15 protein-coding genes are annotated in these 23,735 nt (G+C 58.3%); 10 read left to right on the plus strand and 5 right to left on the minus strand.

The features are described from left to right. Nucleotides 1–37 precede the first annotated feature (37 nt). From AUC60_RS26645 to fabI, 7 genes are all read left to right on the plus strand, one after another. Nucleotides 38–1,624, plus strand: coding sequence for a lytic transglycosylase domain-containing protein (locus AUC60_RS26645; protein ID WP_087274473.1), 1,587 nt, complete (start codon nt 38–40; stop codon nt 1,622–1,624). A 247-nt stretch (nt 1,625–1,871) separates the two neighbouring features. Further along, complete coding sequence (locus tag AUC60_RS26650) at nt 1,872–3,701, plus strand: extracellular solute-binding protein (protein WP_087274494.1); 1,830 nt, start codon at nt 1,872–1,874, stop codon at nt 3,699–3,701. After that, nucleotides 3,698–5,548, plus strand: a complete 1,851-nt coding sequence (locus AUC60_RS26655; RefSeq protein WP_087274475.1) for an extracellular solute-binding protein — start codon at nt 3,698–3,700, stop codon at nt 5,546–5,548. The genes AUC60_RS26650 and AUC60_RS26655 overlap by 4 nt, the downstream gene beginning before the upstream one ends. 1 nt (nt 5,549) lies before the next feature. Beyond that, nucleotides 5,550–6,623 (plus strand): microcin C ABC transporter permease YejB, encoded by a 1,074-nt coding sequence (locus AUC60_RS26660; RefSeq protein ID WP_087274477.1) that lies wholly within the window; start codon nt 5,550–5,552, stop codon nt 6,621–6,623. Nucleotide 6,624: 1 nt separating this feature from the next. After that, nucleotides 6,625–7,644: an ABC transporter permease gene (locus tag AUC60_RS26665; protein WP_087274479.1), complete on the plus strand. Its 1,020-nt coding sequence runs from the start codon at nt 6,625–6,627 to the stop codon at nt 7,642–7,644. Between the two features lies 1 nt (nt 7,645). Then, nucleotides 7,646–9,256 carry an ABC transporter ATP-binding protein gene (locus tag AUC60_RS26670; protein ID WP_087274481.1) on the plus strand — a complete coding sequence of 537 codons (1,611 nt, stop codon included), beginning with the start codon at nt 7,646–7,648 and terminating at the stop codon, nt 9,254–9,256. 18 nt (nt 9,257–9,274) lie between these two features. Further along, nucleotides 9,275–10,069, plus strand: coding sequence for an enoyl-ACP reductase FabI (fabI, locus tag AUC60_RS26675; protein WP_087274483.1), 795 nt, complete (start codon nt 9,275–9,277; stop codon nt 10,067–10,069). Between the two features lie 166 nt (nt 10,070–10,235). On the opposite strand, the gene AUC60_RS26680 is transcribed toward fabI, so the two are convergent. Beyond that, nucleotides 10,236–12,014, minus strand: coding sequence for an ABC transporter transmembrane domain-containing protein (locus tag AUC60_RS26680; RefSeq protein WP_087274485.1), 1,779 nt, complete (start codon nt 12,012–12,014; stop codon nt 10,236–10,238). 288 nt (nt 12,015–12,302) lie between these two features. On the opposite strand from AUC60_RS26680, the gene AUC60_RS27995 reads away from it, so the two are divergent. Then, the gene (locus AUC60_RS27995; RefSeq protein ID WP_164581703.1) at nt 12,303–12,479 is read left to right on the plus strand and encodes a PA1571 family protein; all 177 of its coding nucleotides are present in this window, start codon (nt 12,303–12,305) and stop codon (nt 12,477–12,479) included. A gap of 69 nt (nt 12,480–12,548) precedes the next feature. Here AUC60_RS27995 and pdxB read toward each other — a convergent pair whose 3' ends face one another. From pdxB to AUC60_RS26695, 3 genes are all read right to left on the minus strand, one after another. Beyond that, entirely contained in the window at nt 12,549–13,697 is a 1,149-nt protein-coding gene (pdxB, locus tag AUC60_RS26685; protein ID WP_087274487.1) for a 4-phosphoerythronate dehydrogenase PdxB, read from the minus strand. Nucleotides 13,698–13,936: 239 nt separating this feature from the next. Continuing rightward, nucleotides 13,937–14,191 carry a sulfurtransferase TusA gene (gene tusA, locus AUC60_RS26690; RefSeq protein ID WP_027898617.1) on the minus strand — a complete coding sequence of 85 codons (255 nt, stop codon included), beginning with the start codon at nt 14,189–14,191 and terminating at the stop codon, nt 13,937–13,939. A 49-nt stretch (nt 14,192–14,240) separates the two neighbouring features. Further along, entirely contained in the window at nt 14,241–14,711 is a 471-nt protein-coding gene (locus AUC60_RS26695; RefSeq protein ID WP_087274496.1) for a DUF1289 domain-containing protein, read from the minus strand. Between the two features lie 395 nt (nt 14,712–15,106). Here AUC60_RS26695 and acnB point away from each other — a divergent pair, with 395 nt between their 5' ends. Beyond that, complete coding sequence (gene acnB / locus AUC60_RS26700; RefSeq protein WP_087274489.1) at nt 15,107–17,716, plus strand: bifunctional aconitate hydratase 2/2-methylisocitrate dehydratase; 2,610 nt, start codon at nt 15,107–15,109, stop codon at nt 17,714–17,716. A 266-nt stretch (nt 17,717–17,982) separates the two neighbouring features. Here acnB and AUC60_RS26705 read toward each other — a convergent pair whose 3' ends face one another. Beyond that, nucleotides 17,983–22,839 (minus strand): NAD-glutamate dehydrogenase, encoded by a 4,857-nt coding sequence (locus AUC60_RS26705; RefSeq protein ID WP_087274490.1) that lies wholly within the window; start codon nt 22,837–22,839, stop codon nt 17,983–17,985. Between the two features lie 347 nt (nt 22,840–23,186). Here AUC60_RS26705 and AUC60_RS26710 point away from each other — a divergent pair, with 347 nt between their 5' ends. After that, nucleotides 23,187–23,552 carry a hypothetical protein gene (locus AUC60_RS26710; RefSeq protein ID WP_087274492.1) on the plus strand — a complete coding sequence of 122 codons (366 nt, stop codon included), beginning with the start codon at nt 23,187–23,189 and terminating at the stop codon, nt 23,550–23,552. Nucleotides 23,553–23,735: the final 183 nt, after the last annotated feature.

Here is a 23,735-nt window from a genome sequence, read left to right on the forward strand (position 1 = left end):
TCGCCCGACATTTTCGCCTGGAACTATCTCCCAGCCAATGTCGTCATCTATACGCAGAACCACTAATTCAGACGCATTGACTCGGTTAGCTCAGGCTATTGCCGTAGCCGTGAGCGCCACGCTTGCCGGCTGCCAGACCACTAGCCACGTCGAACCCAGCAGTAGCCACCGCGCGCCCAATCTGGCCGCGGGCATCAAGCAAAAACCGATCTTTCTTACCCATAAACCTGCCCCGCTTGCGCCACCGCAAGATGTCTGGGAGCGGATGCGTCAGGGCTTTCAGTTGCAACAAGGCAACGACCTGAACCCACGCATCGATCAGCAACGCCTCTGGTTTGCCAACAATCCGTCGTTCCTGGAAAACGCCGGCGAGCGCGGCAGCCTTTATATGCACTACATCGTCGAGCGTCTTGAAGAGCGCAACATGCCGCTGGAACTGGCGCTGCTGCCCGTTATCGAGAGCGCCTACAACCCAATGGCCGTGTCGCGCAGCAAAGCCGTCGGCCTGTGGCAGTTCATCCCGTCGACCGGACGCTACTTCAACCTGCGCCAGACCAGCTTCTACGATGGCCGCCGTGACATCCAGGCTTCCACCGTTGCAGCCATGGACTACCTGACGCGTCTGCACGACATGTTCAATGGCGACTGGCTGCTGGCGCTGGCTGCTTATAACGCTGGCGAGGGCACGGTCAGCCGGGCCATCGAGCGTAACGAAAAGCTTGGCCTGCCAACCGATTACTGGAACCTGCCCCTGCCGCAGGAAACCAAGGACTACGTACCCAAGCTGCTGGCCCTGTCCCAAGTGGTACTTGCGCCCGAAGCCTACGGCGTCAACCTTAACCCGATTGCCAACGAACCCTATTTCGAAGTCGTCGAACTGAACCAGCGCATGGACCTGTCCAGAGTCGCCGCGATGGGTAACATCGACGAAGACGAACTGATCCAGCTCAACCCGGCATTCAAGAAGCACATGACTATCGATGGCCCCAAGCACCTGTTGGTGCCGACGGCCAAGAAGCAGTTGCTGACTGCCAATCTGTCGAACATGAAGCCTCAGGAACTGGTTGACTGGCAGCAGTATCGGGTTCGCAAAGGCGACACACTTGCCAGCCTGGCCAGCCGCTATCAGGTTTCGGTCAGTTCGCTGAAAAGCAGCAACAAGCTGTCCGGCAACAGCCTGCGTGTGAGTCAGTCGCTGAGTATTCCGACTCAGCCGGGCATGACACCTTCAAAACCGGTGTTCGAAGAACTGGCGCGTAACGAAAAACCTGCACGCAGCAGAAATTACACCGTCAAGAGCGGTGAAAACCTGTCAATCATCGCCAAGGCCAACAAAGTCGACGTCAAGGATCTGCAGCGCTGGAACAAGCTTTCCGGACAGAACCTGAAGGTCGGTCAGACGCTGGTGATGGAAGACAACACCCCGAAAGCCAAAACCACTGCGACCGCAAGCGCAGCCCCGGCTGACAAGAAGTCCATGCAGTACAAGATCCAGAAAGGTGACTCGATGTATTTGGTCGCCAAGCGCTTCAACGTTGAAATGCAGCATCTCAAACGCTGGAACCCGCGCAGCGGTTCAGCACTCAAGCCGGGCCAGACCCTGACTGTTTATCTGCCGCATTGATGCATCCCTTCACGCAGAGAACACGGGCCTTGTAGGCGCTAACTTGTTGGCGAGGTGTTTGCCTGACACACCAAGTCAGGCGGCTCGCGAACAAGTTCACTCCTACAGGGAACGCGTTTGCCGCATGACAGCGCACTGTAAGCATCACCGTGCGGTCTCCTGCAAGGCAGCTGCCTGCGCTGAACCCTTTTTCCTGTCGATACAAGCTGTTACTGTTGACGACCCAAAAGCCCAAGCCGTCTGGATCGTGATACGTCCCTTCCTGCTACTCATCAGCCTGGCCTTGAGCTTTCCCGTCTACGCAGCCATCAGCGAGAGCCATGGCTACGCGCAGTTTGGTGTCCTCAAGTATCCGGCCAGCTTCACGCATTTCGACTGGGTAAACCCCGAGGCGCCGAAAGGTGGCACCTTGCGAATGATGGCTTTCGGCACGTTCGACACGCTCAACCCTTACACCTTCAAGGGCAGCAGCCCGATTTCCACCGGCAATTTCCTGCAGTACGGCGTCAACGAGCTGAATGAGCCGTTGATGGTGGGTACGGGTCAATACGATCCGTCCGGTGACGAGCCAACGTCGAGCTATGGCCTGATCGCGCAGAGTGTCGAGTTCAGCGAAGACCGCAGCTGGGTGGTGTTCAATATTCGCCCTCAGGCCCGCTTTCACGACGGCAAGCCGATTACTGCCTACGATGTAGCGTTTTCCTACCGTACCCTGCTCAAGGACGGCCATCCGCAGTACCGCACTGCCCTGCAGGAAGTGCAGCGGGTCGACATCCTTAATCGTCAGCGTATTCGCTTCGTCTTCAAACGCACGGGTAATCCACTGTTGATCCTGCGTCTGGGCGAATTACCCGTGCTGCCGCAACACTACTGGAAGGACCGTGACTTCAAGGCCACCACCTTTGAGCCACCGCTGGGCAGCGGGCCGTATCGTATTACCAAGGTCCAGCCCGGCCGCCAATTGATCTTCGAGCGAGTCAGGGATTACTGGGGCAAGGATCTACCGGTCAATCGTGGCAAGTACAACTTCGACCGGGTTGAAGTGGAGTTCTACCGCGATAGCGACGTGGCCTTCGAAGCGTTCAAAGCCGGCGAGTTCGATATTTACATCGAGCACCAGGCCAAGAACTGGTCCACGGGTTACAACTTTCCGGCCATTGCCAACGGCCAGGTGATCAAGGCTCAGATCGAGCACAAGATTCCGACCCAGACTCAGGGTCTGTTCATGAATACCCGGCGCGCCATGTTCGCCGACGTCCGCGTGCGCGAAGCGCTGGGGATGATGTTCAACTTCGAATGGACCAATCGCACCCTGTTCAGCGACGCCTATTCGCGTACCACGAGTTACTACCCCAACAGCGAATTTTCCGCGACCGGCCTGCCCACCGGTGCCGAATGGCTGCTGCTGTCGGCTTATCGCGAGCAATTGCCAGCAAGCCTGTTCACGCAGCCTTTTACCGTGTCGAAGACCGACGGCGGCGGCATCCCCCGGGAAACCCTGCGTAAAGCCCTGAAATTGTTCGGCGAGGCGGGCTGGAAGCTGTCGGACCACGGCCTGGTGAACGCCAAAGACCAGCAACTGCGTTTTGAGATCCTGCTGGTCAACCCGAGCCTTGAGCGCATTCAACAGCCTTTTATTGAAGACCTGCGCCGGATCGGCATCGACGCCCGCTTGCGCACGGTAGACCGCGCCCAGTACAAGCAGCGGCTGGACCAGTTCGATTTCGACATGATCAGCATGACCATGGCGCAGACCCTCAGCCCCGGTCTGGAGCAGTGGCAGTACTTCCATTCCAGCCAGGCCGCGATCAAGGGCAGCAAGAATTACGCGGGTGTCGCCAATCCGGTGGTCGACGGCCTGCTCAATCAATTACTCGCCGCGCAGACACGGGACACGCAAGTGGCCGCCGCCCGCGCGCTGGATCGCGTGCTGCTGTCGCAGCACTACATGATCCCCAACTGGTATCTGAATAATCATCGCCTGGCGTACCGCAACCGGTTCGCCATGGTCACCACCCCGCCCTACACCCTGGGTTTGCGTGCGTGGTGGTTAAAGCCTCTGGAGAAGTCCCAATGAACCCGTTGCGTTCCCTGCTCTCTCGGGCTGGCGGCCTGCTGCTGGTCGGCCTTGCCTGCACCGTCCAGGCTGCGCCTCAGCATGCCCTGACGCTTTATGACGAAGCACCGAAGTACCCTGCCAACTTCAAGCATTTCGACTATGTGAATCCGGACGCCCCTAAAGGCGGCACCCTGCGCCAGGCGGGCTTCGGCGGTTTCGACAGCCTCAACCCGTTTATCAACAAGGGCACGCCCGCCGAAGACATTGGCATGATCTACGACACGCTGGCCCGCTCCAGCCTCGATGAGCCACTCACCGAGTACGGACTGATCGCCAGCAAAATCGAGAAAGCCGCGGATAACACCTGGGTACGCTTCTATTTGCGGCCTGAAGCGCGCTTCCATGACGGCCACCCGATCCGCGCCGAAGACGTCGAGTTTTCCTTTAATACCCTGATCAAGGACGGCTCGCCGATGTACCGGGCGTACTACGCCGGAGTAGACAAGGTGGTCGTCGAGGATCCGCTGCGGGTCCTGTTCAAGTTCAAGAACAGCGACAGCCGCGAATTGCCGTTGATCATCGGTCAGTTGCCGGTATTGCCGAAACACTTCTGGGCGACCCGCGAATTCACCAAAGGCAACCTCGAATTTCCGTTGGGCAGCGGTCCGTACAAGGTCGCAGAGGTCAAGGCCGGTCGCTCGGTTCGCTACGAACGGGTCAAGGATTATTGGGCCAAAGACCTGCCGGTCAATCGCGGCCAGTACAACTTCGACGTGATGAATTACGACTACTACCGCGACAGCGACGTGGCTCTGCAAGCGCTTAAAGCCGGACAGTACGACTACCGCGAAGAGAACACGGCCAAGAACTGGGCTGCTGCCTACGACATCCCGGCAGTGCGCGACGGTCGGCTAATCAAGGAAGAGTTTCCCAATGGCAACCCGCAGGGCATGCAGGGGTTCGTCATGAACCTGCGCCGTCCGGTGTTCCAAGACCCGAAAGTGCGTGAAGCATTGACCCTGCTGTTCGATTTCGAATGGACCAACAAGCAATTGTTCAGCGGCTCCTATACGCGCACCAAAAGCTATTTCGACAATTCGGAGATGGCCTCAAGCGGCCTGCCTTCTGCTGCCGAGCTGAAGCTTCTTGAGCCATTGCGCGGCAAGATTCCTGACCGGGTGTTCACTGAAGAATTTGTACTGCCGACCACCGACGGCAGTGGCATGATCCGGCCGCAGATGCGCCGTGCGTATCAGTTGCTGCAAGAGGCTGGCTGGCGCATCAAGGACGACCAGATGACCGATGCTCAGGGCAACCCGGTCAAACTGGAATTCCTTATGGCACAGACCGCCTTCGAGCGGGTCATGCTGCCTTACAAACGCAACCTCAAAGACCTGGGCATCGAACTGACAATCCGTCGTGTGGATGTTGCCGAGTACATGAACCGCCTGCGTTCCCGGGACTTCGACATGATTGTCAGCAGTTTTCCGCAATCTTCGTCGCCAGGTAACGAGCAGCGTGAGTTTTTCCACTCGGTCAGCGCTGACCGTACCGGCAGCCGCAACTTCATGGGCCTCAAAGACCCGGCAGTGGACGCACTGGTCGATGGCCTGATCAACGCAGACTCACGGGAAAGCCTGGTCGCCCATACCCGGGCGCTGGACCGCGTGTTGCTGTGGGGTTTCTACATGGTGCCTAACTGGCACATCAAGAGCTGGAGGGTCGTCTACTGGAACCATCTGGCACACCCGAAAGCCAAGGCATTGTCGGACATTGGCCTGAACACGTGGTGGGCGAAACCTGACGTACAGCCTGCTCCGCCGCAGCCCGGCCCGTCAGTAGATACCGAGAAGGAGGAGCGCTGAGATGCTGGCCTACATCCTGCGGCGGCTGCTGCTGATCATCCCGACCCTGTTCGGCATCCTGCTGATCAACTTTGTAATCATTCAAGCCGCGCCCGGCGGGCCGGTGGAACAAATGATCGCCAAGCTCGAAGGCTTCGAGGGTGCCACCAGCCGTATCGCTGGCGGTGGCTCCGAAGTCTCGGTGGCGGGCTCCAACTATCGCGGCGCGCAGGGGCTGGACCCGGCGCTGGTGAAAGAAATCGAGAAGATGTACGGCTTCGATAAATCGGCGCCGGAACGTCTCTGGATCATGATCAAGAATTACGCTCACCTGGACTTCGGCGACAGCTTCTTCCGTGATGCCAAGGTGGTCGACCTGATCATCGAGAAGATGCCGGTATCCATCTCTCTGGGGCTGTGGAGCACGCTGATCATGTACCTGGTGTCGATCCCGCTGGGGATCGCCAAAGCGACCCGGCACGGCAGTCACTTCGACGTCTGGACCAGCTCGGCGATCATCGTCGGCTACGCGATTCCGGCGTTCCTGTTCGCCATCCTGCTGATTGTGGTCTTCGCCGGGGGCAGTTACTTCGACTGGTTCCCACTACGCGGCCTGACCTCGAACAACTTCGACGAGTTAAGCACGGGCGGCAAGATTCTCGATTACTTCTGGCACCTGGCGCTGCCCATCACGGCTCTGGTGATCGGTAACTTTGCAACCATGACCCTGCTGACCAAAAACAGCTTCCTCGATGAAATCGGCAAGCAGTACGTGACCACCGCCAAAGCCAAAGGCCTGAGCAACAATCGCGTGCTTTACGGCCATGTGTTCCGCAATGCAATGCTGCTGGTGATTGCAGGTTTTCCGTCGGCGTTCATCGGCATCTTCTTCACCGGCTCGCTGCTGGTGGAAGTGATTTTCTCCCTCGACGGCCTGGGCCTGATGAGTTTCGAAGCCGCCATCAACCGCGACTATCCCGTGGTGTTTGGCACGCTGTTTATCTTCACCCTGCTGGGGCTGGTGGTGAAACTGATCGGGGACATCACCTACACCCTGGTGGACCCGCGCATCGACTTCGAAAGCAGGAAACATTGATATGAAGTTGTCTCCTCTGAACCGTCGACGCTTCGAGCGTTTCAAGGCCAACAAACGCGGCTGGTGGTCGCTGTGGCTGTTCCTGATCCTCTTCGTCCTGAGCCTGGGCGCGGAACTGATCGCCAACGACAAACCACTGGCCATACGGTATGACGGCGCGTGGTACTTCCCGGTGCTGGAGCGCTATCCGGAAACCACTTTTGGTGGCGAATTTCCGCTGGAAGCCAATTACAAAAGCCCCTACATCAAAGAGCTGCTGGCAGCCAAAGACGGCTGGACCTTATGGGCCCCGATCCCGTTCAGCTACCAGAGCATCAACTACGACCTGAAAGTACCTGCCCCTGCCCCGCCCTCATCGGAAAACCTGCTCGGTACGGATGATCAGGGCCGTGACGTACTCGCGCGAGTGATCTACGGCTTCCGGATTTCGGTGCTGTTTGCCCTGACGTTGACCGTGCTCAGCTCAATCATCGGCGTTATCGCCGGTGCATTGCAGGGTTTCTACGGCGGCTGGGTGGATCTGGTCGGGCAGCGCTTCCTGGAAGTCTGGTCAGGATTGCCGGTCCTTTACCTGCTGATCATTCTTGCCAGCTTCGTGCAGCCCAACTTCTGGTGGTTGCTAGGCATCATGCTGCTGTTTTCCTGGATGAGCCTGGTAGACGTGGTACGCGCCGAGTTCCTGCGCGGACGCAATCTGGAATACGTGCGCGCCGCCCGGGCGCTGGGCATGGAGAACGGCGCGATCATGTTCCGCCACATTCTGCCCAACGCCATGGTCTCGACCATGACCTTTATGCCGTTTATCCTCACCGGCGCCATCGGCACACTGACGGCGCTGGACTTCCTCGGCTTCGGCTTGCCAGCAGGGTCGCCGTCACTGGGCGAGCTGGTTGCCCAGGGTAAATCCAACCTGCAAGCTCCATGGCTGGGCATCAGCGCCTTCGCCGTGCTGGCCCTGATGCTGAGTCTGCTGGTGTTCATCGGCGAATCCGCACGCGATGCTTTCGACCCAAGGAAATGAAATGAACAATGACAATCTGATCGAGATCCGCGATCTGGCCGTCGAGTTCGTGTCCGGCGAAGGCTGTCAGCGCGTGGTCGAAGGCATCAATTTTGATATCCGCCGGGGCGAAACCCTGGCACTCGTGGGCGAAAGCGGCTCGGGTAAATCGGTCACCGCACACTCGATCCTGCGCCTGCTGCCCTACCCGTTGGCTCGCCACCCAAGCGGCAGCATTCGCTATGCCGGTCAGGACCTGTTGACCCTGGATGAGAAAAAACTGCGCAAGATTCGCGGTAATCGCATCGCGATGATCTTCCAGGAACCGATGACCTCGCTCAACCCGTTGCAGTCGATCGAGAAGCAAATCAATGAAGTTCTCGGACTGCACAAAGGCCTGACCGGCAAGGACGCGACCCGCCGCACCCTTGAGTTGCTGGAACTGGTAGGCATCCCGGAACCGGTGAAACGCCTGAAAGCCCTGCCCCATGAATTATCGGGCGGCCAACGGCAACGGGTGATGATCGCCATGGCCTTGGCCAACGAGCCGGAGCTGCTGATTGCCGACGAGCCGACCACGGCGCTGGACGTCACGGTACAGCTGAAAATCCTCGAACTACTCAAGGAATTGCAGGCGCGTCTGGGCATGGCCTTGCTGCTGATCAGCCATGACTTGAACGTTGTGAAGCAAATAGCCAACCGCGTATGTGTCATGCAGCGCGGTTGCATCGTCGAACAAGCGTCCTGTGACGAATTGTTTCGTTCGCCCCAGCATCCGTACACCAAAATTCTGCTCAGCGCAGAGCCTAGCGGCGGCCCGGCGGCCAATCCGGCGGGTGCACCGCTGCTGGAAGTTGAGGATTTGCGGGTCTGGTTTCCGATCAAGAAAGGCCTGTTCAAGCGGACCGTCGATCACGTCAAGGCTGTGGACGGCATCCACTTCAGTCTGCCCAAAGGGCAAACGCTGGGGATTGTCGGTGAAAGCGGCTCGGGCAAATCGACGTTGGGCCTGGCGATTCTTCGTCTGATCGGTAGCCAGGGAGTCATCCGATTCCAGGGTGAAACGCTAGACTGCCTGTCGCAGCAACAGATTCGTCCGTTGCGTCGACAGATGCAGGTGGTTTTTCAGGACCCGTTCGGCAGTCTGAGCCCGCGAATGTCGGTGGGTGAAATCGTTGGCGAAGGCCTGCGTATCCATCGCATGGGCACAGCGGCCGAACAGGAAACTGCAATTATCGAAGCACTCAGAGAGGTAGGACTGGATCCGGAAACCCGGCACCGCTACCCTCACGAGTTCTCCGGAGGGCAACGGCAGAGGATCGCCATTGCCCGGGCACTGGTCTTGAAACCGGCGCTGATTCTGCTGGACGAGCCCACTTCGGCGCTCGACCGGACAGTGCAGCGTCAGGTAGTCGAGCTGCTGCGCTCACTGCAGACCAAGTACAACCTGACGTATTTGTTTATCAGCCATGACCTGGCTGTCGTCAAAGCCCTCAGCCACCAATTGATGGTGGTCAAGCAGGGTCAAGTGGTCGAACAGGGTGACGCGCAAGAAATCTTTGCCGCACCGCAACATTCTTATACACAGCAGTTGCTGGAAGCCGCCTTTTTGGCACCAGTAGCTGTCGATTAACCTGAAGAGGAACAACACATGGGTTTTCTCGCCGGTAAGCGCGTCCTGATCGTCGGTGTCGCTAGCAAACTGTCCATCGCATCCGGCATCGCTGCCGCCATGCATCGCGAGGGTGCAGAGCTTGCCTTCACCTACCAGAACGACAAACTCAAAGGTCGCGTCGAAGAATTCGCCGCTGGCTGGGGTTCGGGCCCTGAGCTGTGCTTCCCTTGTGACGTAGCCAGTGACGAAGAAATCGCCAAGGTCTTTGAAGACCTGAGCAAGAAATGGGACGGCCTGGACGTTATCGTTCACTCCGTAGGCTTTGCTCCAGGCGACCAGCTGGATGGCGACTTCACCGACGCCACGACGCGCGAAGGTTTCCGCATCGCTCACGACATCAGCGCCTACAGCTTCGTGGCGCTGGCCAAAGCCGGTCGCGAAATGATGAAAGGCCGCAATGGCAGCCTGCTGACCCTGTCGTACCTGGGTGCCGAGCGCACCATGCCGAACTACAACGTGATGGGCATGGCCAAGGCCAGCCTGGAAGCCGGTGTACGTTATCTGGCAGGCAGCCTGGGTCCGGAAGGCACTCGCGTCAACGCGGTATCGGCCGGTCCGATCCGTACCCTGGCAGCTTCGGGTATCAAGAACTTCCGTAAGATGCTGGCCGCGAACGAAGCGCAGACCCCGCTGCGTCGTAACGTGACCATCGATGAAGTCGGTAACGCTGGCGCGTTCCTGTGCTCGGACCTGGCGTCCGGCATCAGCGGCGAAATCATGTACGTAGACGGCGGTTTCAACACCACCGCCATGGGCAACATCGAAGAGTAATCTTCGAACCGGCCTGTGAAAAAGCCCGCAGCTCGTGAGAGTTGCGGGCTTTTTTGTGGGCGGCGTCAGGCCTCATGACACACCGCCATCGCAGCCTTCGGCAGCGCCTACGTAACCGTGGCTCCTCTAGATCAGGGCGGTTCCTCTAGATCAGGCAACTACACAATCAAACCACCTCCTCCCCTCGCGCATTGAACTGCAACGCCGCCAGCCTGGCATACAGCGGGTTGCTGACGATCAATTGCTGATGCGTGCCTACGGCTACCAGTTTTCCTTGATCAATAACCGCAATCCGGTCCGCGTTCTGCACCGTAGCCAGTCGATGGGCGATCACCAGTGTGGTGCGGCCTTTCATCAAGCCCGGCAATGCCTCCTGAATCAGATGCTCACTCTGGGCATCCAGTGCGCTGGTCGCTTCGTCCAGCAGCAGAATCGGCGCATCCACCAGCAAAGCCCGAGCGATGGCAAGACGTTGACGCTGACCGCCAGACAAGCCGAGCCCGCCGTCTCCCAGGTGGGTTTGATATCCGTTGGCCATTTGCAGGATGAATTCGTGAGCGTGGGCAATACGCGCTGCGGCCTCGACCTGTTCGGTCGTAGCGCTGGCATTGCCGTAGCGAATGTTCTCTTCGACACTGCCGAAAAACAGCGCTGGCGTTTGCGAAACCAGTGCAAAGTTGCGACGCAAGTCCAGCGGATCCAGTCGCGTGATCGGTATGCCTTCGACAAGGATTTGCCCGTGCTGTGGATCATAGAAACGCAGCAGCAAATCAAACAATGTCGATTTACCCGCACCTGAAGGACCGACCAGCGCCAGGGTTTCCCCCGGTTCGATGGTCAGGGTCAGGTTGTCCACGGCCTTGTGTTCCGGGCGTGACGGGTAGCTGAAGCTAACTGCCTCCAACGCCAGACGACCACTGATCCGCTCTGGCAATTGCAGAAGATCGCTGGTCGGGGGCGTAATCTCGCTTTTCGCCCGCAGCAGTTCGGAGATTCGCTCGGCAGCACCCGCCGCCCGCTGCAGCTCGCCGATAACTTCGCTCAGGGTGCCGAAAGCACTGCCCACGATCAGCGCATAAAACACGAACGCCGCCAGTTCACCGCTGGAAATGGTGCCTTCGATGACATCCATGCCGCCGACCCACAACATCACGGCCACCGCACCCAGCACCAGCACGATTACCAGCGTGATGAGCCATGAGCGCTGCAGGATGCGCTTGCGAGCGGTCTGAAACGCGTCTTCGGCAGTTTTGGCAAACCGCGCCTTGTCTTGCTGCTGATGGTTGTAGGCCTGAACCGTCTTGATCTGCCCTAGCGCTTCGGACACGTAGCTGCCGACATCAGCAACACGGTCCTGGCTTTCCCGGGACAGGCTGCGCACCCGACGGCCAAAGATCAGGATCGGCGCGACCACCAGTGGCAGCGCCACGACGACAATGCTGGTGAGTTTGGGATTGGTGATGAACAGCAGGACGATCCCGCCTATCACCATCAAAGCGTTGCGCAGGAACATCGACAATGACGAACCAATGACCGATTGCAGCAAGGTTGTATCGGCGGTCAGGCGTGACTGGATTTCCGAACTGCGATTATTTTCATAGAAGCCCGGATGCAGATTGATCAGGTGATCGAAGACCTTCTTGCGCAAGTCCGCCACGACTCGTTCGCCAATCCAGGAAACCAGATAGAAACGCACAAAGGTGCCAGCCGCCAGGCCCATGACCAGCAGCATAAACACACCGATGGATTGATTGAGCAGGTGCGGTGAGCGCGTGACGAAACCCTGGTCCACGAGCATTTTGATCCCCTGCCCGATCGACAGCGTAATCCCGGCCGTGACGATGAGCGCGATCAGCGCGCCAACCGTTTGCCAGCGATAAGGAGCCATGAACTGCGCCGCCAGACGAATGGCCTGGCGCTGACGGCTTGAAAGCAATGAAGCCATGAAAACTGAACCCGCATGAAAGGCTGAAGCCAGAGCCTACACCGGTGCAGAAGGCTTTTCTCTGCTTTTACCACCGGGCAGGTGCTGATGAACTCTCGCGATAAGCCTTAGTCTGGATAGTTATGACCGCTGATACAGTCCCCTAGAGAGGATTGATCTAAGCGAACGCTGGCGGTTATGTACGGTTTCTGGTGGACTTAACCCGTGTTCGATGTTGCCGAAGGATGTCACGGCAGAGTCATTGAACGCGGTTAGTCTAAGCACAACACCTGATGAAGGAGACAGGCCATGAGCTTGCAAGCAAACAGCAATGAAGTGCCAGTCGTACGAGCCAACCCGCAGCTGCCTGTAGGCGGCGCAATCCTGGACAAGGACGGGCGCGAAGTCGTGATTACTGAAGAGATGGTTCAGGCTGCTTGTCAGGAATGCGACAAAAACTGGGTTACACCTGAAAAACAAGATTGAGCAACGCCCCAAATTTAGAACCCGACGTCAACGTCGGGTTTTTTCTGCCTGAAATTTAACTCATCGAAATCAGACAGCCGGAACGACTACCGCACCCAGCGCCACCACCAACTGCTGCAACGCAGCCGATTGGCCATTGATTCGCACCTTCAAGCCCTCGATCTCGCGACGCGGCGGATAATTTTTGCGCAGCAGGTCGAACGCTACTGGCTGGCTGATCGAGCCGACAAGACTACGCCGGAAGTCGGCATCATCACGGCGTGGGTCATAGACGCCACGACACAGCGTGTTCAACGCCCAGACCGGATCGGTGCGCTCATCCAGGGTGACTTCAGCCAGCCACGGTTTGGGCAACAGATCGACAAGGCTGATGCGAGCTTCCTGACCCAGAAATGCACACAAAGCCTGATAAATCTGCGCAGTGCCCCGCTGCCGTCCATCGAGGCTGTAGCCCGCGATATGCGGCGTGCCGATCACGCACAGGTCAGCCAGTTCGGTATTCACCCTAGGCTCGCCTTCCCAGACGTCCAGCACGGCTTGCAGGTCTTCACGATCCAGCAGTGTGTCGTGCAGGGCGGCATTGTCGACGACGGGGCCACGACTGGCGTTGATCAACCAACTGCCGTGTTTGAGCTGCTGCAAGCGTGTCTGATCGAGCAGATGCCAGGTCGGATGTTCACCACTCTTGTCCAGCGGGGTGTGCAGGCTGATCACGTCACAGCGCTGGAGGATTTCTTCCAGGCTGACGAAGTCACCGCCCTCGACCGCTTGCCGGGGAGGATCGCAGACCAGCACATTCCAACCCAGCGCCTTCAGCACCTTGATTAACCGCCCGCCGACCTGACCCGCGCCGACCACGCCATAGGTGCGCTGCGCCAGGTCTACGCCTTCGATTTCCGCCAGGGTCAGCAAACTGCCGAGCACGTAATCCACCACACCACGGGCATTACAGCCCGGCGCGCTGGACCACTGAATGCCTGCTTGCTGGAAGTGCTCCAGATCCAGATGGTCTGTGCCGATGGTGCAGGTGCCGACAAAACGTACCGGGCTGCCTTCGAGCAGTTCGCGGGTCACCGGCGTCACCGAGCGCACCAACAGAATGTCGGCATCGGCCACGGCGGCGCGATCAATGGAACGGCCGGGCAAACGCCGGATCTCGCCAAAAGCGGCAAAGAACGCGTCGAGCAACGGAATATTTTCGTCAGCAACAATTCGCATGGTGTACTCCCAGAGGTCGGCGGCAGTTTAGGCATTGATCGTTGCGGATAGGAAGGTGTGTTCGAGCTGGCTGACTCTCAAGCAGGAGACCCTCTGCCTGCAGCCTTTTCAGCAGCGCTTCATTTGTCGTGGGACCGGCTTTAGCCGGGAAGGCGGCATATCTGACAGCAAAAATATGTCGGCTGTACTGGCCCCTTCCCGGCTAAAGCCGGTCCCACGTCAGAAATACTCCGTACCGATCAATCCAGCTTCTTGCGAATCCAGTACAGGAACGTTCCGTCTGCAGCCTCTTGGTCAACCAGATCATGGCCCAGGAATACACAGAACTTGGGAATGTCGCGGCGTGTGGAAGGGTCGGTGGCGATGACCTTGAGCAGGCCGCCAGCAGGCAGGTCGCGGACTTTCTGATGCAGCATCATCACCGGCTCAGGGCAATTGAGACCGGTGGCATCGAGAATGGCGTCCACGGGCTGACTTTGGATGGGTTCAGACATAAGCACTCCAGAAACAGGCGGGCATTATCCCGCGTATGCGGGCAGGTCGCTAGCTGCCAAACGCATCCTTGAGAAAGCCCGGTGCGATATAGCGTTCGTAGTGTGCTTCGGACAGCAGGAAAAATTCCCGATCAATGGCATCGCGCAAGTCAGGCAAGGCCCAGTCGCGGAACTCCGGCATCAGCGCCATACCGTAGGCTTCGATATTGGTGATCACCCGCGCGCCCCGCGCAATCAGTTGATAAGCCCAGCAATACTCTGACTGGGCAGGCACGAAGCGGATTTTGCGCTGTTCCAGTTGCGCACGCAGCTTGCCCGCATCAAATACTTCCAGCTTGGCGGTCATCACCTGAACCAGCAGTTGTTCGAGCCTTAGCCACACTGCCCGCTTCTGGTCTTCGTCATAACCGTTCCAGTGGATCACTTCATGGTGGAAACGCTTGCAGCCACGGCACACCAGGTCCCCGTAAACAGTGGAACAAAGGCCGACGCAGGGCGTTTTGATGATTTGATTGGGCATGGCGGACAGGGCAACGACAGGCAAGAACAAGCGCGCATATTAGCCCTTTGTCTAACGAGCTTCACCCCCGAACGTGTAGGGCTAACTTACCTTTACGGAAGATTTGCCGTAGAATCAGCGAGCCTTTTAAGGCGCCAATGTCCGTTGGAAGCTGTTTTCAAAGCGTCACGAGCACAGTCAAAGTAACCCAGCAGTCCGGTGTTGACGCAGGATTCAAGCCCTCGTCAACACTCATCAGCCGTCCTGCAGGCGTAAAACTTTGAAAACAGCTTCTGTAAGGAATTGCCGAAAACCCTGGCCAAGGAACTCAAAAAGTTTCGTCGCGCAGGTTTTTCGGGCAATTCCTGGATGAGCGTCCCGGACACCCATTTGGGACCACTGATGAGGGTAATACTGTGCTTGAAGCCTACCGTAAACACATCGAAGAGCGTGCCGCCCAGGGTATCGTGCCCCAGCCGCTTAACGCCGAACAAACTGCTGGCTTGATCGAGCTGCTGAAGAATCCCCCGGCTGGTGAAGAAACTTTCCTTGTCGACCTGATCACCAATCGCATTCCACCTGGCGTTGACGAAGCTGCCTACGTCAAAGCCGGTTTCCTGTCTGCCCTGGCCAAGGGCGAAGCCACTTCTCCCCTGATCGACAAAAAGCGCGCCGTTGAACTGCTCGGCACCATGCAGGGCGGCTACAACATCGTCACGCTGGTTGACCTGCTGGATGACGCAGAGCTGGCCCCGGTGGCCGCTCAGGAACTCAAGCACACGCTGCTGATGTTCGATGCCTTCCACGACGTGGCTGAAAAAGCCAAGAACGGTAACCCTCACGCCAAGGCTGTGATTCAGTCCTGGGCTGACGGCGAGTGGTTCAAGAAGCGCCCTGTACTGGCCGACAAGATCAGCCTGCGCGTCTTCAAGGTGACTGGCGAAACCAACACCGACGACCTCTCCCCTGCACCTGACGCCTGGTCGCGTCCTGATATCCCGCTGCACGCCCTGGCCATGCTGAAAATGGCCCGTGAAGGCATCGTGCCGGACGTACAAGGCTCCATCGGTCCGATGAAGCAGATCGAAGAAATGCGCGGTCAGGGTTTCCCGATTGCCTATGTTGGCGACGTGGTCGGTACCGGTTCCTCGCGTAAATCCGCGACCAACTCGGTTCTGTGGTTCTTCGGTGACGACGTTCCTTACGTGCCGAACAAGCGCGCTGGCGGTTTCTGCTTCGGCAGCAAAATCGCTCCGATCTTCTACAACACCATGGAAGATGCCGGCGCCCTGCCAATCGAATTCGACGTCAGCAACATGAACATGGGCGACGTGATCGACCTGTATCCGCATGCTGGCAAAGTCTGCAAACACGGTACTGACGAAGTCCTGACCACCTTCGAAATGAAGACACCGGTTCTGTTGGACGAAGTCCGTGCTGGCGGTCGTATCCCGCTGATCATCGGCCGTGGCCTGACTGACAAGGCTCGTGCCGAGCTGGGTCTGGGTCCTACCGACCTGTTCAAACTGCCGGAAGCACCAGTCGACACTGGCAAGGGCTACACCCTGGCGCAGAAGATGGTCGGCAAGGCATGCGGCCTGCCGGAAGGCAAAGGCGTTCGTCCAGGCACGTATTGCGAGCCGAAGATGACTACCGTGGGCTCGCAAGACACCACCGGCCCGATGACTCGCGACGAGCTGAAAGACCTGGCGTGCCTGGGCTTCTCCGCTGATCTGGTCATGCAGTCCTTCTGCCACACCGCTGCTTATCCGAAGCCGATCGACGTCACCACGCACCACACGCTGCCTGACTTCATCATGACCCGTGGCGGCGTTTCCCTGCGTCCGGGCGACGGCATCATCCACAGCTGGCTGAACCGTATGCTGCTGCCGGATACCGTCGGTACCGGTGGTGACTCCCACACCCGTTTCCCGATGGGCATCTCGTTCCCGGCCGGTTCCGGTCTGGTTGCGTTTGCTGCGGCCACCGGCGTAATGCCGCTGGACATGCCGGAATCGATTCTGGTGCGCTTCAAAGGCAAGATGAAGCCTGGCATCACCCTGCGTGACCTGGTTCACGCGATTCCTTACTTCGCCATTCAGTCGGGCTTGCTGACTGTTGAGAAGAAAGGCAAGAAGAACGCCTTCTCCGGTCGTATTCTGGAGATCGAAGGCCTTGATGACCTGAGCATCGAACAGGCTTTCGAACTGTCCGACGCCTCGGCCGAACGCTCTGCTGCCGGTTGCACCATCAAGCTGTCGAAAGAGTCGATCACCGAGTACCTGAACTCCAACATCACCCTGCTGCGCTGGATGATCGGCGAAGGTTACGGCGATGTTCGTACGCTGGAACGTCGTGCTCAAGCGATGGAAGCCTGGGTTGCCAACCCTGAGCTGATGGTTGCCGACGCTGACGCGGAATACGCTGAAATCATCGAAATCGACCTGAACGACATCAACGAGCCAGTGCTGTGCGCACCGAACGATCCGGACGACGCCCGTCTGCTGTCCAGCGTTGCTGGCGAGAAGATCGACGAAGTGTTCATCGGTTCGTGCATGACCAACATCGGCCACTTCCGCGCTGCGGGCAAGTTGCTGGATAAGGTCAAAGGCCAACTGCCAACGCGCCTGTGGCTGTCGCCGCCGACCAAAATGGATGCTCATCAGCTGACGGAAGAAGGCTACTACGGCATCTACGGCAAGGCTGGCGCGCGCATGGAAATGCCGGGCTGCTCGCTGTGCATGGGTAACCAGGCACGAGTAGAGCCGAACTCGACGGTTGTGTCGACTTCGACCCGTAACTTCCCGAACCGTCTGGGTGACGGCGCGAACGTCTACCTGGCCTCGGCCGAGCTGGCTTCCGTTGCTTCGATCCTGGGTCGCCTGCCGACCGTAGAGGAGTACATGGAATACGCGAAACAGATCGATACCATGGCAGCGGACGTATACCGCTACCTGAGCTTCGACCAGATCGCCGAGTTCCGTGAAGTCGCAGCGAACGCCAAGATCCCGGTTGTTCAAGCGTAAAAGCGCAACATCGCGTTAAAAGAACCCCGTCCATGTGACGGGGTTTTTTATTGGCTTCAAACCATCCTGACGTGGGACCGGCTTTAGCCGGGAAAGCGATGTTTCTGACGTCCAATTTTCAGTGACTGTACCGACCTCTTCCCGGCTAAAGCCGGTCCCACGACATCGCGCCAATATGTGCGATCGCGTTTCTCCTGTGGCACAGCGCCCATAAAAAACCCCACATCTCACGATGCAGGGCTTCTCGTTACAACCGAACTAAACCATCAAACCGCGAGGGTCTGTCCACTCATGGCCAGGTCCAGCAGTTCGCGGTTGGCTACGGCATACATCGCGTAGTCCGTGCCGCTTGCTGCGCGGATGTCCACCAGCATGGCGCGCCAGCGGTCGACCATGGCGCTGTGCTGTTCAAGCCACAGGTTCAGGCGCTCCTCGATATCCGCAGGGCCATCGGCCATTTGCAGAACCGAGATGGTGATCGCCCGTTGCTGCCAGTCGATGTCATCACGGAACGCTTCGCGAGCCAGGGCTTGCCAGTTGTTCTCCACCGGCAGGCTGCTGATCTGTTGCAAGTACCAGGTCACGTCCAGCGCGCTACCCACGGCGAAGTAAGCCTTGGCCACATCGGCAGCATTCTGCCCGGTGACGTCAGACGCTTCGATGATCGGCAACAGCGTGTACAGGTGGCTAGTGCCTGCGACCATGCGCGCCAATAGCTCCGGCACGCCAGCTTCGACATAGGCCTGATAGCGGGTCTGCCAGACTTCACGAGTCGGGCCTTCCAGCAGTTCATCGAGTTTAAGACCCAGCGCAGCGAGGTGCGGACCGAAGTGCGCAACATCACGCGCCGCGTCCAGCTCGTTGCGACGGCTACGCAGGAACCAGCGCGTCGCGCGGCGGCCCAGACGCATCAACTCGTCCATCAATGCCAGCTGAATCTCGGCAGGCACCTTGTAGTCCAGCGCCTCGATCTGACGGAACCAGTGCGGCAGGTGGAAGATGTCACGCACGATCACGTAAGCGCCCGCCACGTTGGCCGCACTCATGCCAGTGGACTCTTTGAGCCGCTGCACGAAGGTGATGCCCATGTGGTTGACCAGATCGTTGGCAATCTGGGTGCTGACGATTTCGCGCTTGAGACGATGCTGACGCATGGCGCCGGAGTACTTGGCACCCAGCGATGGCGGGAACGCGGTTTCCATGTCGCGAGCCAGATAGTCATCATCCGGTACGCGGGATTCCAGCAACGCTTCGTTCAGGTCGATTTTGCTGTAGGAGATCAATACCGACAGCTCCGGACGCGTCAGGCCATGACCGGCCGCTACGCGCTCGCTGATCTGCTCTTCAGCAGGCAGGAACTCGATGGCGCGGTCCAGCTTGCCACGGGCTTCCAGATCCGCCATCAGGCGCTTGTACTCGGCAATCCGCTCGTAAGCGCGACGCGTTGCCAGGGACAGGGCCTGGGTTTGCTTGTAGTTGTTGCCCAACACCAGATTGCCGACTTCGTCGGTCATGCTTTCCAGCAGCTGGTTACGCTGCTTTTCGGTCATGTCACCGGCCTGCACGACTTCGTTGAGCAGGATCTTGATGTTCACTTCGTGGTCGGAGCAGTCAACACCAGCCGCGTTGTCGATGAAGTCCGTGTTGGAGCTGCCACCATTGAGCGCGAACTCGACACGGCCCAGTTGGGTCATGCCCAGGTTACCGCCCTCGCCCACCACCTTGCAGCGCAACTCGTCACCGTTGACCCGATGCGCGTCGTTGGCCTTGTCGCCCACATCGGCGTGGCTTTCTTCGCTGGACTTGACGTAAGTACCGATGCCGCCGTTCCACAACAGATCAACCGGCGCCTTGAGCAACGCGTTGAGCAGTTCGGTCGGAGTGAGCTTGTCAGCCTTGATGTCGAAGCGTTCTTTCATTTGCGGCGTGATGGCGATGCTTTTCGCACTGCGCGGGAAGATCCCGCCGCCTGCCGACATGATGCTGGTGTCGTAATCGGTCCAGGCCGAACGCGGCAGGTCATACAGACGCTTGCGCTCGATGAAGCTGCTGGCCGGGTCCGGATTCGGATCGATGAATATATGCAGGTGATTGAACGCCGCCACCAGTTGCAACTTGTCGGACATCAGCAAGCCGTTGCCGAACACGTCGCCTGCCATGTCACCGATGCCGATGACGCTGATGCTGTCTTGCTGAACGTTGATGTTGCGCTCACGGAAGTGACGCTGGACACCGACCCACGCGCCCTTGGCGGTAATGCCCATTTTCTTGTGGTCATAACCGGCCGAACCACCGGATGCAAACGCATCACCCAGCCAGAAGCCGTAATCGATGGCGATGCCGTTGGCGATGTCGGAGAAGGTTGCAGTGCCTTTGTCCGCCGCTACCACCAGGTACGGGTCATCGTCGTCATGACGCACGACGTTGGCAGGCGGAACCAGACCGCCTTCTTTCAGGTTGTCGGTAATGTCCAGCAAGCCGGAGATGAAGATGCGATAGCAGGCGATACCTTCAGCCTGAATATCATCGCGGCTGCCGCCCAGTGGCAGGCGACGCGGCAGGAATCCGCCTTTGGCACCCACTGGCACGATCACCGAGTTCTTCACGTGCTGGGCTTTCACCAAACCCAGGACTTCAGTGCGGAAGTCTTCTTCACGATCCGACCAGCGCAGCCCGCCACGGGCCACGTTACCGAAGCGCAGATGCACGCCTTCGACACGCGGCGAGTAGACGAAGATTTCAAACTTGGGCACCGGCTTTGGCAGCTCGGGAATCAGACGCGGGTTGAACTTGAAGCTGAAGTAGCTCTTGTTCTGACCGTTGGCGTCCGGCTGATAGAAGTTGGTGCGTTGGGTGGCTTTGATCAGGTCCAGATAACGACGCAGGATGCGGTCTTCGTTGAGCACCTGAACGTCGTCCAGTGCCGACAGGATCGCCTGTTCCAGACGCAATTGCTTGTCGTCCAGATCTTCAGTGGTCAGTTTGCGCGCCAGATAGAAGCGGGTTTTGAACAACCGGGTCAGCTCACGGGCAATGTCCGTGTGGTTGTTCAGCGTGCTGGCGATGTAGCCAAGGTCGAAGCCCAGGCGAATCTGTTTCAGGTAACGGGCGTAGGCACGCAGCAGCGCTACGTCGCGCCACGGCAGACCGGCAGTCAGAACAAGACGGTTGAACGCGTCGTTCTCGGCATCGCCACGCACGATGTGGACGAAGGCGTCCTGCAGTGTGTCGTTGAGTTGCTGGATGTCGATTTCCAGGCCTTCAGCCGCGGTGAACGCGAAGTCATGAATCCAGAACTCACGGCCGTTGGTGTGGCGCAGGCGATACGGGAATTCACCCAGTACACGCAGGCCAAGGTTTTCCAGAATCGGCAGTACGTCGGACAGGGCCAGCGGCGTATCGGCGTGGTACAGCTTGCAATGCAGCTGAGCCTTGTCGCCGGACAACGGCTGATAGAAGCTCATCACCAGTGGCTTGGCTTCGCTCAGGTTCAGCAGGTGCTGCATGTCGACCACAGCCGAATGCGCTGCAAAACGCTCGCGATAACCCGCCGGGAAGCCTTTCGGGAAATCCGCCAGCACATTGGTGCCGTGGGCTTCGCCGAAGCTTTCCACCACCAGACTGGCGTAATCGTCTTTCCACGAACGGCAAGCCTGAATCACTTCGTTCTCAAGCTGAACCGGGTCAATGTTCAGATTGACCTTCGGGTCCACCCGCAGAATCAACTGCACGCGCGCCAGAACCGATTCAGAGAAGAAGGTCCAGAACTCGCAGTCGCTGGCCTTGAGGCGTTCCATCAGGACTTGCTGGATCTTCTGGCGTACTTCCGTGGAATAGATGTCACGCGGCACGTAGGCCAGGCAATAGCAGAAGCGACCGTAAGGGTCTTTGCGCAGGAACACGCGAATCTTGTTGCGCTCCTGAATCTGCACGATGGACATCACGGTGTTGAACAGCTCGTCCACCGGGGTCTGGAACAGGTCGTCACGAGGCAGAACTTCGACGACTTGCGCCAGCTCTTTACCCAGGTGAGCCTTGGGATGGAAACCGGAACGGTGCTCGATTTCAGCCACCTTGCGGCGGATGTACGGAATCTCGCGAACGCTTTCGCCATACACCGAGGAGGTGTAGAGGCCCATGAAACGGCATTCCTTGATGACCTTGCCCGATGCATCAATCTGGCGGATCGACACGTAATCCGGGTACGCCGGACGGTGTACACGGCTCGGGTGCGCAGCCTTGGCGAACGACAGCAGCATCGGCTCGTGCAGGTAGCTCACGGCATAGTCTTCAATGTGCAGGTCTTCGTGACTCAGGCCAGCACGCAGACGCTTGGTCAGGCCGAGGAAAGACGATTCGTCGTACACCAACTGGCCGCCCTCGGCTTCGTTGCTGACTTGAAACTCTTCGTAACCCAGGAAGGTGAAATGGTTATCCACCAGCCAGTGCAGGAACGCCTTGACCTCGGACTTCTCGCCCTCGTCGACGGCGTACTGCACAGAATCGATACCCGCCAGCAGCTCATTCAGCTTGGCCTTCATCGGTTCGAAATCTTCTACGGCCACCCGTACTTCGCCGAGCACTTGCTCCAGCTCACGGGCCAGCACGTTCAACTCGCTGGCGTTGGCGCAACGGTCGATTTCCAGATACATCAGGGATTCTTGCAGTACGTCTTCGCCGCTGGTGCCTTTAGGCAGCAACTCCAGCAGTTCGCCCTTGCTGTCGCGACGCACGCTCAGCACGGTGGTTTGCAGCGTATGAATGCTGTAACCGCGACGGTTCAGCTCGGTGCGCACCGAGTCCACCAGAAACGGTAGATCGTGGTGCAGCACTTCAACGGCGGTGTGCGTGGATTGCCAGCCGTGGCGTTCGTAATCGGGGTTGTAGACGCGGACCTGCGGGGTGGCATGTTCAAAACGTTCAAGCAGACGCCAGGCTGACAAGGTGCAGCCCGCCAGGTCGGACAACCGACGCTGGGTGAGTTCATCGAGGGAAATGATGCCGAAGAATTGCTCAGCGAACAGCGCCACTTGTGGCAGTGCCTGTTCACTGATGTGCTGCGCCAGTGCTGCTTGCAGTTGATGCTGGAAGTCAGACTTGCTGGCTGCGGTGAAGAACGCCATCTGAGGTACTCCGCTTGTGCTTTTTTAGAAGGAAGCTTGAAGGAAGTGTTGCCTGCACATGCTGTGCCTGGATGAAACGGCAGAGGCACAGCATAAGCCAAAGAACTAACGCTTGCCGCGAACGACTCGTCACATTTGCTTTCTGCAACCGGTGCCGGAAAAAACAACACGCAGGGTAGGACTTCTCCCACTACCGTTCATCTGCTGCCCAGCTTAACGACTGCCAGCCGGTGGTTACTTGTCGTGCTGCGACATATTCGGTCATCTGGTTGCAGGAAACTGTTGGGCATTGCTTGCCAATCGCTGGCAAAATTACTTTCCGCCCGCTTTTTCAGCCAGGAACGCTCATGCAAATCAAGACTGCCAGTTTCATCGTTAACCCATGCGATGACGAGTACGACGACATGGCGCTGCTCTGCTGCCACGGTGAAACCGGCGAGCTGTTCTCGCTGACGCGTTTCCCGGATGAGCAAGAGATCGAGATCACCGTGCGCGATGACAAGGTGCAGACGGTTTCGCAGCTCAAGGTGACGTTGAGTGCCGAGCGTCTGGTGGTTGAGCTTGATCCTGCAGATGGCAAGGCGCTTGATGGACATCACCTGTATGAAATCAGCCATGGCATGGCGGCGGATGAGCTGAGGGAGGTTGAAGAGACGCTGGTGATTATTCTTGAGGGTGTTGGGGTTTATGTGAGTGAGCTGGCGGGTGCTTGATTGGCGTTGATTGAGAATTCGATATTCATGCCTCTTCTATTGACTGATTCATGCGCACATATCCATTTTCTCGGTCATTTCTGCTAATGGTTGCGCTTTTACAGCGCCTCACTTTTGATAGAGCGCAAAAGTAAGCAAAACGCTCTTACCCCACCACTGGGTCCCTCGCTGTCGCTCGGCATA

This window comes from Pseudomonas caspiana (assembly GCF_002158995.1).
Lineage (GTDB): Bacteria > Pseudomonadota > Gammaproteobacteria > Pseudomonadales > Pseudomonadaceae > Aquipseudomonas > Aquipseudomonas caspiana.